This is a genomic window from Pseudomonas sp. R11-23-07 (assembly GCF_003852295.1).
Lineage (GTDB): Bacteria > Pseudomonadota > Gammaproteobacteria > Pseudomonadales > Pseudomonadaceae > Aquipseudomonas.
In genome coordinates, this window is the sequence record NZ_CP027761.1 from 1,211,816 (window position 1) to 1,224,794 (window position 12,979).

Below are 12,979 nucleotides of genomic sequence, written 5' to 3' on the forward strand. Positions count from 1 at the left end.
TCGATGGCCGCCGGTGCCACCAACTAGATATGGATAAACCGTGACCGTTTCTCTCAGTCGTCTCGAGCGTCAGCTCGGCTACACCTTCAAGGACCAGGAATTGATGGTCCTTGCCCTCACACACCGCAGCTTTGCAGGGCGCAATAACGAGCGCCTGGAATTCCTCGGTGACGCCATCCTCAACTTCGCCGCCGGTGAGGCGCTCTTCGAGCGTTTTCCCCAGGCCCGTGAAGGCCAGCTTTCGCGCCTGCGTGCACGCCTTGTGAAAGGCGAGACCCTGGCCGTTCTGGCCCGAGGTTTCGGCCTGGGCGAGTACCTGCGGCTGGGCTCCGGTGAATTGAAAAGCGGCGGTTTCCGGCGCGAGTCGATCCTGGCTGATGCCCTGGAAGCATTGATCGGTGCGATCTACCTCGATGCCGGGATGGAGACGGCCAAGGAGCGCGTAGTCGCCTGGCTGGCGTCGGAAATCGAGAGCCTGACGCTGGTCGACACCAACAAAGATCCGAAGACCCGCCTGCAGGAATACCTGCAATCGCGCGGTTGCGAACTGCCACGCTACGAAGTGGTGGATATCCAGGGTGAGCCGCATTGCCGCGTGTTCTTCGTGGAATGTGAAATCACCTTACTGAACGAAAAAAGCCGAGGTCAGGGTGTGAGCCGTCGTATTGCCGAACAGGTAGCGGCCGCTGCAGCACTGATTGCCCTGGGCGTGGAGAATGGCCATGACTGATTCAACCGCAACACGCTGTGGCTATGTTGCCATCGTCGGCCGCCCGAACGTGGGCAAGTCCACGCTGCTGAACCACATCCTCGGCCAGAAGCTCGCGATCACCTCGCGCAAGCCGCAGACCACCCGCCACAACATGCTGGGCATCAAGACCGAAGGCAACGTGCAAGCGGTCTATGTGGATACCCCTGGCATGCACAAAGGCGGCGAAAAGGCGCTTAACCGCTACATGAACAAGACCGCTTCGGCGGCGTTGAAAGACGTCGACGTGGTGATCTTCGTGGTTGACCGCACCAAGTGGACCGACGAAGACCAGATGGTCCTCGAGCGTGTGCAGTACGTCACCGGCCCCTTGATCGTCGCGCTGAACAAGACCGACCGCATCGAAGACAAAGCCGAGCTGATGCCGCACCTGAGCTGGCTGCAGGAACAACTGCCGAACGCCCAGATCATGCCGATCTCGGCGCAGCACGGCCACAACCTCGAAGCCCTGGAACGCGTGATCGCCGGCTACCTGCCGGAGAACGAGCATTTCTTCCCGGAAGATCAGATCACCGACCGCAGTAGCCGCTTCCTTGCCGCCGAACTGGTGCGCGAGAAAATCATGCGCCAGATGGGCGCCGAGCTGCCATACCAGATCACCGTTGAAATCGAAGAGTTCAAGCAGCAGGGCAAAACCCTGCACATTCATGCCTTGATCCTCGTTGAGCGTGACGGCCAGAAGAAAATCATCATTGGCGACAAGGGCGAGCGCATCAAGCGCATCGGCACCGAGGCGCGCAAGGACATGGAATTGCTGTTCGATTCCAAAATCATGCTTAACCTGTGGGTGAAGGTTAAGGGTGGCTGGTCCGATGATGAGCGTGCGTTGCGCTCCCTCGGTTACGGCGACCTGTAAGCACACCGCAGGGCTGAAAATGTGGGAGGGGGCTTGCTCCCGATAGCGGTGGGTCAGTTAACCAATCAGTGACTGAGCCACCGTCATCGGGAGCAAGCCCCCTCCCACATTAGGTTTATGTTGTTTTCAAGATCGAGAACCCATGTCCCCAACCCCACCCCCCAGCCAGCTCGCCTACGTCCTGCACAGCCGCGCCTACCGTGAGACCAGCGCGCTGGTGGACTTCCTCACGCCTCAAGGTCGTCTGCGCGCGGTTTTGCGCAGTGCGCGGGGCAAGGCCGGTACGTTGGCGCGGCCCTTCGTGGCGCTGGACGTGGAGTTTCGTGGCAAGGGCGAGTTGAAGAACGTGGGCCGCCTGGAAAGCGTTGGCACCTCTGCCTGGCTCAATGGCGATGCGCTGTTCAGCGGGCTCTATCTCAATGAGCTGCTGATCCGCCTGTTGCCCGCCGAAGACCCGCACCCGGCGGTCTTCGATCACTACGCCGCTACCTTGCTCGCCCTCGCTGAAGGCCGTCCCCTGGAGCCGCTGCTGCGCGCCTTCGAATGGCGCCTGCTGGATGACCTGGGCTACGGTTTTGAACTGCACAACGACCTGCACGGTGAACCCGTCGCCGCCGACGGCATGTACCGCCTGCAAGTAGACGCAGGCCTTGAGCGTGTGTACTTGTTGCAACCTGGTCTGTTCCAGGGCACCGAACTGCTGGCCATGAGCGAGGCGGACTGGACCGCCCCCGGCGCCTTGTCCGCCGCCAAGCGCCTGATGCGCCAGGCCCTGGCCGTGCACCTGGGCGGACGGCCGCTGGTCAGTCGCGAGTTGTTTCGAAAGCCCTGACATCCCCGTGTATGCTGTGCACCGATTCTTTCCCTTTTCAGGAGCGCTTCCGTGAGCACCAGCAATCGCATTCTTCTTGGCGTCAACATCGACCACGTCGCCACCCTGCGCCAGGCCCGGGGCACCCGTTACCCTGACCCGGTCAAGGCTGCGCTGGACGCCGAAGAAGCGGGTGCCGACGGCATCACCGTGCACCTGCGCGAAGACCGCCGCCACATCCAGGAGCGCGACGTGCTGCTGCTCAAAGACGTGCTGCAGACCCGCATGAACTTCGAAATGGGCGTCACCGAAGAAATGATGGCGTTCGCCGAGCGCATCCGCCCGGCGCACATTTGCCTGGTGCCGGAAACCCGCCAGGAACTGACCACCGAAGGCGGCCTCGACGTGGCTGGCCAGGAAGCGCGGATCAAGGCGGCGGTGGAGCGCCTGTCGAAGATCGGCAGCGAAGTGTCGTTGTTCATCGATGCCGACGAGCGCCAGATCGAAGCCTCGCGCCGCGTCGGCGCGCCGGCGATCGAACTGCACACCGGCCGCTACGCCGATGCCACCACGCCGACCGAAGTGGCCGAGGAGCTGCAACGCATCATCGACGGTGTGAACTGCGGCCTCACTGAAGGCCTGATCGTCAACGCCGGCCATGGCCTGCACTACCACAACGTCGAAGCCGTGGCCGCGATCAAGGGCATCAACGAACTGAACATCGGGCACGCGCTGGTGGCTCATGCGCTGTTCGTCGGGTTCAAAGGCGCCGTGGCCGAGATGAAAGCCCTGATTCTGGCCGCCGCCAAGCACTAGAAAACAATGCAAATCCAATGTGGGAGGGGGCTTGCTCCCGATAGCGGTGGATCAGTCAATATATGTACTGACTGACACCCTGCTATCGGGAGCAAGCCCCCTCCCACATTGGGACCCCAGTGAATTGTAGAATTGCACCATGCGGCAATGCGAACCCTTACTGTTTAGCCCGCGCAGGTGTATCGTATCTGCCCTTTGCGGGCCCTGGCCTGCGACAGATACGTGAGGTTGTTGTGTCCCAATCGTTTTCCCGTCGACAGATCCTCGGTGGCCTTGCTGGCCTGGCCGTCGTAGGTGTGGGCGCCGGTGGCGCCTATCGCTACTGGCTGGGCAAGGTTGCCGATGCCAACGCAGGAAGCGACTACCAACTCATCGCCGCGCCGCTCGATGTGGAACTGGTGCCGGGCCACACCACCCAAGCCTGGGCGTTCGGCCCCTCTGCGCCGGGCACCGAGCTGCGCGTACGCCAGGGCGAATGGCTGCGGGTGCGCTTTATCAACCACCTGCCGGTCGCCACCACCATCCACTGGCATGGCATCCGCCTGCCGCTGGAAATGGACGGCGTGCCCTACGTCTCGCAATTGCCGGTATTGCCAGGGGAATACTTCGACTACAAGTTCCGCGTGCCCGACGCCGGCAGCTACTGGTACCACCCCCATGTGAACAGCAGCGAAGAACTCGGCCGTGGCCTGGTCGGGCCGTTGATCATCGAAGAGCGTGAGCCCACCGGCTTCAAGCACGAACGCACCCTCAGCCTGAAAAGCTGGCACGTGGATGAAGAGGGCGCCTTCGTGGCGTTCAGTATTCCCCGCGAGGCGGCGCGTGGCGGTACGGCGGGGCGTCTGTCCACCATCAACGGCGTGGCCCAGGCGGTGATCGACCTGCCGGCCGGGCAGATCACCCGCGTGCGCCTGCTCAACCTGGACAACACCCTGACTTACCGCCTCAACATCCCGGATGTCGAAGCGCAGATCTACGCGCTGGACGGCAACCCCATCGAGCCGCGCCCGCTGGGCAAGGAATACTGGCTGGGCCCTGGCATGCGTATTTGCCTGGCGATCAAGGCGCCGCCGGCGGGCGAAGAGCTGTCGATCCGCAATGGCCCGGTGCGTCTGGGTACGTTCCGCTCGGTGGCCAATACCGACGCGCCGGGCGAATGGCCGCCCGCATTGCCGCCCAACCCGGTTGCCGAACCGGACCTGGCCAATGCAGAGAAACTCAACTTCAATTTCGAGTGGGTCGGCTCGGTGTCGGTCAACCTCGATAACGGCAAGCCGCCGAGTTTGTGGCAGATCAACGGCCAGGCCTGGGACATCACCGACAAAACCTGCGCCGACCGCCCGATCGCCAAGTTGGAGAAGGGCAAGAGCTATATTTTCGAATTGAAGAACATGACCCAGTACCAGCACCCGATCCACCTGCACGGCATGAGTTTCAAGGTGATTGCCTCGAACCGCCACAAGGTCATCCCGTATTTCACCGACACCTATCTGCTGGGCAAGAACGAACGCGCCCGCGTGGCGTTGGTGGCGGATAACCCAGGCGTGTGGATGTTCCACTGCCACGTGATCGACCATATGGAAACCGGCCTGATGGCCGCCATCGAGGTGGCGTAATGCGCCAGATTCGCCCGGCGATCATCGACCGCAGCCGCGACCAGGACTTCATGCGCGAAGCCCTGGCACTTGCCGCCCAGGGCGCGGCGCTGGGCGAAGTGCCGGTGGGCGCGGTTCTGGTGCAAAACGGTGAGATCATCGGCCGCGGTTTCAACTGCCCGATCAGCGGCAATGACCCCAGCGCGCATGCCGAAATGGTCGCAATCCGTGCCGCTGCGCAAGCGATCAGCAACTATCGCCTGGTGGGCAGCACGCTGTACGTGACGTTGGAGCCGTGCAGCATGTGCGCCGGCCTGATCGTGCATTCGCGGGTGGCGCGGGTGGTGTACGGCGCGCTGGAGCCCAAGGCCGGGATTGTGCAGAGCCAGGGGCAGTTTTTTACCCAGGGGTTTCTTAACCATAAGGTGCTGTTTGAAGGCGGCGTGCTGGCCGAGGAGTGCGGCACGGTCTTGAGTGAGTTCTTCAAGGCCCGCCGGGCCAAGCCACCGCTCTAAAGAACACTGATAAGCAAATGTGGGGGGGGGCTTGCTCCCGATGGCGGTGGGTCAGCTACAACCATGTTGACTGACACACTGCTATCGGGAGCAAGCCCCCTCCCACATTTAGATCCCTGTTGTTTCAGGAATATGGGGCTACTTTCTGGCGATGATCACCGCCCGCATCGGCGCCGGCAGCCCTTCAATCGTCTTGCTGGGATCTTCCGGATCGAGAAAGTCACTCAGCGACTGGTATTTCATCCACTCGGTCCCACGCTGTTCCTCCACCGTGGTCACGCTCACATCCACGCAACGCACGTCACTGAAACCGGCGCGACGCAGCCATAGCATCAACGCCGGGACCGAGGGCAGGAACCACACGTTACGCATTTGCGCGTAGCGGTCTTCCGGTACCAGCACTTGTTGCTGGTCGCCTTCCACCACCAGGGTTTCCAGCACCAGTTCACCGCCCTTGACCAGGGTGTCCTTCAGCGCCAGTAGATGTTCGATCGGCGAACGACGGTGATAGAACACGCCCATGGAAAACACCGTGTCGAAGCCTTCAAGGTTCGCCGGCAAGTCTTCGAACGGGAACGGCAGGTGCCAGGCCCTGGGTGCTGACAGGTACCGCTGCACCGCCTGGAACTGGCAGAAGAACAGCCAGTTCGGGTCGACGCCAATCACGCTGTCGGCGCCGGCGCCGAGCATGCGCCACATGTAGTAGCCGTTGCCGCAGCCCACGTCGAGGATGCGCTTGCCGTTCAAATCCAGGTGCGGCGCCACCCGCGACCACTTCCAGTCCGAGCGCCATTCGGTGTCCACATGCACGCCGAACAGGTGGAATGGCCCCTTGCGCCACGGGCTCAGGCCCATCAGTGCGGTGTGCATTTGCGCACGGGTGGCGTCATCGCAGTCAGTGTCCAGCACCAGGCCTGTGAGCAGGTCGACTTGGCTGGGCTGGATCTTCGGCAGCGCGTCCAATGCACTTTGCCAGCGCTCCAGGTCGCCATGGCCTTTTTCCATTTTGCTATCGAGCTGCGCTTGCAGGCCCTGGGCCCACACGGCCAAGGGAGTGCCGACCAGGTGGCGGGCGAGGGGAGACAAATCAATCATGGCAAGGCAATCAACGAGGCAAAGTTAAGACACTGGAACCACGGCACGACTTTCGAGAACCCGGCCGCCAGCAGGCGTTCGCGGTGTTCTTCGAGGCTGTCGGGCTTCATGACGTTTTCGATGGCGCTGCGCTTCTGGGCGATTTCCAGTTCGCTGTAGCCGTTGGCGCGTTTGAACGCGATATGCAGGTCGGTGAGCAACGCCTGTTCCTGGGTATCGTTGAAGCGCAGCTTTTCCGAGAGGATCAATGCACCGCCCGGCAGCAGCGATTGACGGATGCGCCCGAGCAAGGCCAGGCGTTCATCAGGTGCGATGAATTGCAGGGTGAAGTTCAGCGCGACCACCGAGGCCGGCTGGAAGTGCAGGGCGAGGATATCGCCCTCGATCACCTCCACCGGCAGCAATTCCTGGAACATCGAATCCTGGCCATTGAGGTATTCGCGGCAGCGTTCGACCATCGCCGTCGAGTTATCCACCGCGATCACCCGGCACCCGTCGGTACGCACATGGCGGCGCAGGGCCTGGGTCACGGCGCCCAGGGACGAGCCCAGGTCATACAGCACACTGCCCGGCTGGGCGAACTGGGCGGCGAGCACGCCGAGGTTTTCAACGATGGTCGGGTAACCGGGCACCGAGCGCTTGATCATGTCCGGGAACACCCGCACCACGTCTTCGTTAAAGGCGAAGTCCGGCACCTGGGGCAGGGGCTGGGCGAATAGGCGATCGGGTTCTTTGCTCACGGTTGTTCCGGCGACGAGGAAGGAAAGGCCGGCATTTTAGCCAACTTGGCCCGCGGATGCGCGGGTTGTCTGATGGAAAGCCGAGGGCCGGCAGCGGCTGAGGTCAGCCCGTCAGTTCACCGTAATGGCGCAGTCGAACGTCTGGGCGGGTTCGGCCTCCGGCTCCCACGGTTGCTGGGAGGTCAGGCGCAAACGGCCTTGCCCGGCGGTAAAGGCCTGGAAGCGCCAGGTGGACTGGCCGCCGCCACCGATCACGCCGGATTCGCTGCTGCTGTACACCTCCGGGCTCAGCGCCCGCAACACGCCGCCGGCGGAGTCCTGGATGGCCCAGCGGTAGCCGGTGGTGGGGTTGCTGGGCAGGGTGAGGATCAGGTTCTGACCGGAAGTGAGCTGGAGCGGGCAGGCGCTCTGGTCGTCCACGCTGATGTTTTGCTTCGGCGCGCTGGCGCATGCGGCCAGCAGGGCAAGGCTCAAGGGGAGAAACAGGCGGGCAACGGTCATGGGGGCTCCGGTTGTACACGACGAAGGGCGAGCATAACCGAAGATGAGACAAGGTGTGACAGGAGGGGGGTTGTGTTGGCAGGTCTGGCCTCATCGGGAGCAAGCCCCCTCCCACACTTGACCGGGTACATTCTTTGGAATGCGGTCAAAATGTGGGAGGGGGCTTGAACTGGCCTAATGATCCCGGACACCTCTTAAGGGCGATATGATTCGCCCAATCAGGAGGTTCCATGCAACAGCGAAAGACCTACACCCACGAGTTCAAGCAACGTGCTGCAAGCATGGTTCTTGATGATAACTGCTCAGTTCCCGACGTCTGTGCATCGATGGACGTTGGCCCTACGGCTCTGCGCCGCTGGGTTGATCAGGTTCGTAAAGAGCGTCACAAAGGGCAGCCAGTGGCAGGTACCAAGGCTATCAGCGACGAACAGCGAGAGCTTCAACAGCTACGAGCCAAGGTCAAGCGCCTGGAGAGTGAGGCTGAAATCTTAAAAAAGGCTACGGCTCTCTTGATGTCGGATCCCGATCGTTTTTCCTGATCGAGGAACTGAGGGAGTCGAGTTCATATCCGACCAGCCTGCTTTGCAGTGCGCTAGGCGTTTCTCGCAGCGCGTTTTATGACTGGATTAAGCGTCGCTCAGCGCCAAATACCAAGCGTGACGCGCTTAGAGCAAAAGTCGTGCAACTGCATGTCGAAAGCCGAGAAAGCGCAGGCGCGCGGATGATCTCTCAGCGCCTGAAGGCCCAGCAGATCAAGGTGGGGAGGTATTTAGTCGCAAGACTCATGGCGGAGGCAAATCTGGCCAGCAGGCAGCGCCGCCGCCATCAGTATCGCTCTAGAGGCGTCGAAGCATTTGTGGCCAAGAACCTGCTTGAGCGTAACTTCGAGCCAACCGCAATTAATCAAGTCTGGTGCGGCGACGTTACCAGCCTAATGGTTGGGAAACGCTGGTATCACTTGGCAGTGGTCATTGATCTGTTCGCCCGCCGAATCGTTGGCTGGGCGTTTTCTCTGATCAATGACGCCAACCTGGTTAGCAAGGCGCTGAGAATGGCGGTGGAGGTTCGAGGCAAACATGCAGGCTTGATGTTTCATTCGGATCAAGGCTGCCAATACACCAGCCAGCTCTTTCAGTCCGCGTTGCTGGAGTATGGGATAACCCAAAGCATGAGCCGCAGAGGGCAGTGCTGGGACAATGCACCAACAGAGCGTTTCTTTGGGACGCTCAAATCAGAGTGGGTGCCCACCAAGGGCTATATGACAGTTGAAGAAGCCAAGCAGGATATGACCAGCTTCTTCATGCGATACAACCGAATCAGGCTCCACAGCTACAACAACTACCTGTCGCCAATAGCCATGGAGCAAAAAGCGGCATAAACACCGTAATCGGTGTCCGGGATTACTTGACCAGTTCAGCTTGCCCCCGATAGCGCCAGCTCAGACACTACATAACTGTCAGAACAACACTTTGGCCACATCCGCAAAGCGCTTGGCAAAGTGCACCGTCATCCCTTCCTTAAGGTACTCCGGCAACTCCTCAAAACTGCCACGATTGGGCTCCGGCAAGATCAACTCGTGAATCTTCTGGCGCCGCGCCGCGATCACCTTTTCCCGCACGCCGCCAATCGGCAGCACATGCCCGGTCAACGTCAGTTCGCCGGTCATGGCCACGCCTTTTTTCGGCGGCTGGTTGCGTGCCAGGGACAGCAGCGCGCTGGCCATGGTCACGCCCGCGCTCGGCCCGTCTTTTGGCGTGGCGCCTTCCGGTACGTGCAAATGGACGAAGGCTTCATCGAAGAACTTCGGATCACCGCCAAACGACTTCAGGTTGGAGCTGATGAAGCTGTAGGCGATTTCTGCGGATTCCTTCATCACGTCACCCAGTTGCCCGGTGAGCTTGAAGCCGCGATTGAGCGTGTGGATGCGCGTCGCTTCGATCGGCAAGGTCGCGCCACCCATGCTGGTCCAGGCCAGGCCGGTAATCACACCGGTGCCCGACAGCACTTGTTCATTGCGAAACACCGGCATGCCCAGGGAGGCTTCCAGGTCCTTGTTAGCGATCTTGATCACCGAATTCGGCTCATCCAGCAGCTTGACCACCGCCTTGCGCACCAGTTTGCCCAGCTGTTTCTCCAACTGACGCACGCCGGCTTCCCGCGCATAGCCATCGATCAACGCACGCAGGGCGCCGTCGCTGATGCTCAGGCTGGTTTTTGCCACGCCGGCTTTTTCCAGCTGCTTGGGCCACAGGTGGCGCTTGGCGATGGCGACTTTTTCTTCGGTGATGTAGCCCGACAGGCGAATCACTTCCATGCGGTCGAGCAACGGGCCGGGGATCGAGTCCAGGGTGTTGGCGGTGCACACGAACAGCACCTTGGACAGGTCCAGGCGCAGGTCCAGGTAGTGGTCGAGGAATTCGACGTTCTGCTCGGGATCGAGGGTTTCAAGCAGCGCCGAGGCCGGGTCGCCCTGGAAGCTCTGGCCCATCTTGTCGATCTCGTCGAGCATGATCACCGGGTTCATCACTTCCACATCCTTGAGCGCCTGCACCAGCTTGCCCGGCAGCGCGCCGATGTAGGTGCGGCGGTGGCCCTTGATCTCGGCCTCGTCGCGCATGCCGCCGACACTGAAGCGGTAGAACGGCCGCCCCAGGGACTCGGCGATGGATTTACCGACGCTGGTCTTGCCCACGCCCGGCGGGCCCACCAGCAGCACGATGGAACCGGCGACCTCACCTTTATAGGCGCCTACCGCGAGGAACTCGAGGATGCGGCTCTTGATGTCATCCAGGCCCGCATGATGCTTATCCAACACCTTGCGCGCGTGTTTCAGGTCGAGTTTGTCTTCGCCATACACGCCCCACGGTACCGAAGTGGCCCAGTCCAGGTAGTTACGGGTGACGGCGTATTCCGGCGAGCCGGTTTCGAGGATCGACAGCTTGTTGAGTTCTTCATCGATACGTTTCTGCGCCTGGGCCGGCAGCGTCTTGCCCACCAGTCGCTGCTCGAATTGTTCGACATCGGCGCTGCGGTCGTCCTTGGTCAGGCCCAGCTCTTGCTGGATGACCTTGAGCTGTTCCTTGAGGAAGAACTCGCGCTGATGCTCGCCGATCTTGCGGTTCACTTCGGCGGAGAGTTCTTTTTGCAGGCGCGCGACTTCGACCTCTTTGCGCAGCATCGGCAAAACTTTTTCCATGCGTTTGAGCATGGGCACGCAATCGAGCACTTCCTGCAACTCGTTACCGGTGGCCGAGGTCAGCGCAGCGGCGAAGTCGGTGAGCGGTGACGGGTCGTTGGGGCTGAAGCGGTTGAGGTAGTTCTTCAACTCTTCGCTGTACAGCGGGTTGAGCGGCAGCAGTTCCTTGATCGCATTGATCAGCGCCATGCCGTAGGCCTTGACCTCGTCGGTCGGCTCGCTCGGCTGGTGCGGGTATTCGACCTCCACCAGGTACGGTGGGCGGTGGTGCTTGAGCCAGGTCTTGATGCGCACGCGCGTCAGGCCCTGGGCCACGAATTGCAGCTTGCCGTTTTCGCGGCTGGCGTGGTGCACCTTGACCAGGGTGCCGTACAGCGGCAGGGCAGAGGTGTCGAAATGGCGCGGGTCTTCGGGCGGTGTATCCATGAAAAACAGGGCGAGGGAATGGTGGTCGGATTTGCTCACCAGTTCCAGGGTTTCGGCCCAGGGTTCTTCATTGACGATGACCGGCAACACCTGCGCCGGAAAAAACGGCCGGTTGTGGATCGGGATGATGTAGACCTTGTCCGGCAGGTTTTGCCCAGGCAGGGCCAGGCCGGTGTTGGACGAAGTTTCAGCGTTTTCGGGGTCGGCGTAGTCGTTCAGGTCGTAATCAGGGACGTCTTGCTGGTCGCTCATGGGGCACCTGCATAAGGAAGTATGCAGCTTAGATGGGGCAGGGCAGCGGTGGTTTCAATGGTAGGGGTGAGATAGGAACATATTACATAAAGTTACTGCAGCGACGCGGTCAGCTGATTTTGTGGAGGTAGGCCGGCAGTGGCTGCTCGGGCAGTACCGAGAGCACCTTCAAGCGCTGCAACATTCGCTGCCGCGCCCGTTGCAGGTGTTCGCGCAGGTTCAGCGCGGCGGCATCGAAGGCGCCGTGGAGCAAAAGCTCCAGGATCAGGCGATGTTCGGCGAGCATGGCCGGATCGGCGCCGATTCCCAGCAATCGATGGAAAATCCGACTGATGATCATCGGGCTCTGGCCCTGGCGGATCAGCGCGGCGATCTTGCGGTTCTGCAGGCCGGCCAGGCAGCGCTGGTGCAAGTCCTCTTCGATCTGCTCGATGGCTTCCAGGCTGCATTGCGGGTTCTGCTGGGCCGCCGTGACCCGCTGCAACATGGCTTCGAGGACTTCCCGGTCGAGGCCCGGCGCGCTCTGGCGCAAGGCCTCGGGTTCCAGGCAGGCGCGCAGTTCGTAGTCTTCGGTGACTTCCCGCGCGGTCAACGGCCCGGCCAACCATTGGGAGTAGGGCTCTTTCTCCACCAGGCCACGGTCGCGCAGGCGCATCAGCGCTTCGCGGACCACGGCGCGGCTGACGCCGTAGTGGTCGGCGGCGGCTTGTTCGTCCAGGCGGTAATGGCCAAAGGCGATGCAGGTGGACAGTGCTGCGCCGATTTCCTCGACGATCCGCTCGCCCAGGGGCCGGGTGTCCACCAGTTCGTCGTCGCCGTTGAGGCCCAGGTGCGCGTGGCTCAGGGGCAGGCGCAGCGGCTCCACGGCCAGGCCTTCGGGATTGATCAGGTAGCCACGGCCGTTGAAGCGGCAGATCAGGCCCTCATCGTGCAGCAGGTCCAGCGCCTTGCGCACCGGCACGCGGCTGGTGCCGAACAGCTCGGCCAGCGGCGCCTCCAGCAGCACAAGCCCGTGGCGCGCGGTGCCGTTGACGATTGCGTCACGCATTACCTTGTGAATCATCGCGTAACGGGATGCCGGGGCGGACACTGGTTTCATCTGCTTCTCTGGGTCATGAGTGCTAGGGCGTGACGATGGCTGGGGATTCTCTCATAGATGGGCCTGTCACTCCGCGCCACGTCGGTGGCACTTTTTTGGGGCCTTTGGCACCGGGTTGTTACTTTTTTGCACCAAAATGTATGTATTAATTAAAGATACGTTATTTCATTGAAGGGCAGACCCACCGCTGACCTTCAAATATTTTGCTTCTTACAAAAGCCTCTATCCCGTGGATATTGGCGAAAAGCCGAAATAATACGCGCGGACACACAAAGAGACTGGCACGAAAGCTGCCTCTACAAAACGTA

13 protein-coding genes are annotated in these 12,979 nt (G+C 61.3%); 8 read left to right on the forward strand and 5 right to left on the reverse strand.

All coding sequences use genetic code 11. The annotated features are described in order from the left end of the window. Positions 1-40 precede the first annotated feature (40 nt). The 6 genes from rnc (at position 41) to tadA (ending at position 5,362) form a co-directional block, all read left to right on the forward strand. The gene (gene rnc / locus C4J84_RS05345; RefSeq protein ID WP_003188856.1) at positions 41-730 is read left to right on the forward strand and encodes a ribonuclease III; all 690 of its coding nucleotides are present in this window, start codon (positions 41-43) and stop codon (positions 728-730) included. Further along, on the forward strand, positions 723-1,625 hold the full coding sequence (gene era, locus C4J84_RS05350) for a GTPase Era (protein WP_029297473.1): 903 nt from the start codon (positions 723-725) through the stop codon (positions 1,623-1,625). The genes rnc and era overlap by 8 nt, the downstream gene beginning before the upstream one ends. A 142-nt stretch (positions 1,626-1,767) precedes the next feature. After that, positions 1,768-2,457, forward strand: coding sequence for a DNA repair protein RecO (gene recO / locus C4J84_RS05355; protein ID WP_124435028.1), 690 nt, complete (start codon positions 1,768-1,770; stop codon positions 2,455-2,457). 51 nt (positions 2,458-2,508) lie between these two features. Continuing rightward, a complete protein-coding gene (gene pdxJ, locus C4J84_RS05360; protein ID WP_124365952.1) occupies positions 2,509-3,252 on the forward strand; it encodes a pyridoxine 5'-phosphate synthase in 744 nt (247 codons plus the stop codon). 233 nt (positions 3,253-3,485) lie between these two features. Next, positions 3,486-4,868 (forward strand): multicopper oxidase family protein, encoded by a 1,383-nt coding sequence (locus C4J84_RS05365; RefSeq protein WP_124435029.1) that lies wholly within the window; start codon positions 3,486-3,488, stop codon positions 4,866-4,868. Then, positions 4,868-5,362, forward strand: coding sequence for a tRNA adenosine(34) deaminase TadA (gene tadA, locus C4J84_RS05370; RefSeq protein WP_124361449.1), 495 nt, complete (start codon positions 4,868-4,870; stop codon positions 5,360-5,362). The genes C4J84_RS05365 and tadA overlap by 1 nt, the downstream gene beginning before the upstream one ends. Positions 5,363-5,500: 138 nt before the next feature. Here tadA and cmoB read toward each other — a convergent pair whose 3' ends face one another. From cmoB to C4J84_RS05385, 3 genes are all read right to left on the reverse strand, one after another. Next, a complete protein-coding gene (gene cmoB / locus C4J84_RS05375) occupies positions 5,501-6,457 on the reverse strand; it encodes a tRNA 5-methoxyuridine(34)/uridine 5-oxyacetic acid(34) synthase CmoB (protein ID WP_124435030.1) in 957 nt (318 codons plus the stop codon). Next, positions 6,454-7,197, reverse strand: a complete 744-nt coding sequence (cmoA, locus tag C4J84_RS05380) for a carboxy-S-adenosyl-L-methionine synthase CmoA (RefSeq protein WP_124413932.1) — start codon at positions 7,195-7,197, stop codon at positions 6,454-6,456. Before cmoA ends, cmoB begins: the two co-directional genes overlap by 4 nt. A 111-nt stretch (positions 7,198-7,308) precedes the next feature. After that, entirely contained in the window at positions 7,309-7,698 is a 390-nt protein-coding gene (locus tag C4J84_RS05385) for a protease inhibitor I42 family protein (protein WP_124369762.1), read from the reverse strand. Between the two features lie 230 nt (positions 7,699-7,928). On the opposite strand from C4J84_RS05385, the gene C4J84_RS26375 reads away from it, so the two are divergent. Together C4J84_RS26375 and C4J84_RS05390 are read left to right on the forward strand one after the other, a co-directional pair. Then, on the forward strand, positions 7,929-8,237 hold the full coding sequence (locus tag C4J84_RS26375; RefSeq protein WP_256658866.1) for a transposase: 309 nt from the start codon (positions 7,929-7,931) through the stop codon (positions 8,235-8,237). Between the two features lie 8 nt (positions 8,238-8,245). After that, positions 8,246-9,076 (forward strand): IS3 family transposase, encoded by an 831-nt coding sequence (locus tag C4J84_RS05390; protein WP_256660177.1) that lies wholly within the window; start codon positions 8,246-8,248, stop codon positions 9,074-9,076. 78 nt (positions 9,077-9,154) lie between these two features. On the opposite strand, the gene lon is transcribed toward C4J84_RS05390, so the two are convergent. Continuing rightward, entirely contained in the window at positions 9,155-11,572 is a 2,418-nt protein-coding gene (gene lon / locus C4J84_RS05395; RefSeq protein WP_124361454.1) for an endopeptidase La, read from the reverse strand. Positions 11,573-11,681: 109 nt separating this feature from the next. Next, on the reverse strand, positions 11,682-12,671 hold the full coding sequence (locus C4J84_RS05400; protein ID WP_124369763.1) for a GntR family transcriptional regulator: 990 nt from the start codon (positions 12,669-12,671) through the stop codon (positions 11,682-11,684). Positions 12,672-12,979 lie beyond the last annotated feature (308 nt).